The 1839-nt window shown below is 59.2% G+C and carries 2 pseudogenes; one reads left to right on the top strand and one right to left on the bottom strand.

What is annotated here, in order from left to right:
• Positions 1 to 56: 56 nt before the first annotated feature.
• Positions 57 to 353, top strand: a pseudogene (locus FS320_RS50055) (DDE-type integrase/transposase/recombinase); the annotation flags it as partial.
• Positions 354 to 614: 261 nt separating this feature from the next.
• Here FS320_RS50055 and pgi read toward each other — a convergent pair.
• A pseudogene (gene pgi, locus FS320_RS42635) lies at positions 615 to 1703 on the bottom strand (glucose-6-phosphate isomerase); the annotation flags it as partial.
• Positions 1704 to 1839 lie beyond the last annotated feature (136 nt).

Here is a 1839-nt window from a genome sequence, read left to right as displayed (position 1 = left end):
CTCCCCGCGCCGCCAATGCCTTGATAGTCATGCGAGCCTCCTGATCGAGCCGGCTCATGCGCTCCTCCGTGTCGTCCCGTGACACGGTAGGTCGACTTCAACCGGAGGCGACATCTCGTAAATCTGGCCGTCGCCTTACTCACACATTCGCGCGTCGCGCTACACGCCTGCAGAACGAAGGGCTGCTGCCGAACGATGTGGTACACCGCACCTCGAAATATCTGAATAACATCCTTGAGGCGGATCATGGCGCGCTCAAGCGCCTGATCCGGCCGACGCGCGGCTTCCAGAGCATGAAAACCGCTGCCGCGACCCTGACGGGCTTTGAAATCATGCGCATGATCCGTCGCGGCCACTGCATTTTACGACAGGCCGGGCCAATAGGCGAAATCCGTCTCGTCAATCAGCTCTTCGGACTTGCAGCTTGAAAGTCCCATTGAACTGGGTCCGTTATGCCGTTTTCAAGTTACTGCAACGGTGCCGTGCCATCAATGTCCCACAGCACAGCCCGGAACCCATGATTTCCTTGCCCGACTTCGTCTGTGTGATCGGTCGTCATAGGACCAGTCCTTCGTTGAATTGTGGCGCGAATTGTCTGCGACGAAACATCTTGACTAGCGGGATTGCTCTTGCCGCAGCCGTCTCACGTAGTCGATCATGCCGTTCGTCGAGCTGTCGTGGTCTGGCACTGTCGTATCGGTTTGAAGCTCCAGTAGGATCCGTGAAGCCAGTTCCTTGCCGAGCTCGACCCCCCACTGGTCGTAACTGTTGATCCCCCAGATGATGCCCTCAACGAAGATCTTATGTTCGTAGAGGGCAATCAAGGAGCCAAGCCGATGCGGCGTGAGCGTCCGGTACAAGAGCGTGGTTGTCGGCCGGTTGCCCTCAAAGACCTTGTGGGGCAGAAGCGCCTCAAGAGCGGCCCCTGACATGCCCTTCTTCTCGAGCTCGGCCCTCACCTCGTCTTCCGTCTTGCCGAAAGCCAGTGCCTCCGTCTGCGCCAAGAAGTTGGCCAGCAGCTTGTCATGGTGGTCGCCTAAGGGCGTTTGACTCTCCACCGACGCCAGAAAGTCGGCCGGAATCAGTTCCGTACCCTGATGCAGAAGCTGAAAAAATGCGTGTTGTCCGTTGGTGCCCGGCTCACCCCAGATCACCGGGCCGGTGGCATAGTCCACACGGCTGCCGTCACGACGCACCGACTTGCCGTTGCTCTCCATGTCGCCCTGCTGGAAATAGGCGGCAAACCGGCTCAAATGCTGATCGTAGGGGAGCAGGGCCAGGGTCGAGGCACCCAGGAAGTTCCGGTACCAGACCCCGAGGAGGCCCATGATAACAGGCATGTTCTGGTCGAGCGGAGTGCTCCGGAAATGCTCGTCCATCTCGTGGGCGCCCTCGAGCAGCTCACGAAAGCGCTCGAACCCGACGGCAAGCACGATTGGCAGGCCGACAGCAGACCACAAGCTATAGCGGCCGCCGACCCAGTCCCAGAACTCGAACATGTTGGCTGTGTCGATGCCAAACTGTGCGACTTCCGTAGCATTGGTCGAGACAGCCACGAAGTGCTTGGCTACCGCGTCCTCGTCGAGGGCTTCGGTCAGCCACCTGCGGGCACTGGCAGCGTTGGTCATCGTCTCCTGCGTCGTGAAAGTCTTAGAGGCGACAATGAAGAGGGTACGGGCTGGATCAAGGCCAGCGAGAGTGTGGGTGAGGTGGACGTTGGTGCGTAAATCGGACCGGGGTGTCGTGCCAAGTCAGGGGTAAGGTATAGAGGCGGTCTTCTGAAACCGAGAGCCGCATGCCCTACAAGGTTAATGAAGAGCGCCGCCACAAGATTCCAAA

Source organism: Microvirga tunisiensis (assembly GCF_009296175.1).
Classification (GTDB): domain Bacteria; phylum Pseudomonadota; class Alphaproteobacteria; order Rhizobiales; family Beijerinckiaceae; genus Microvirga; species Microvirga tunisiensis.
The sequence above is the reverse complement of the archived record's forward strand: the minus strand, read 5'-3'. Positions and strand labels throughout refer to the sequence as shown.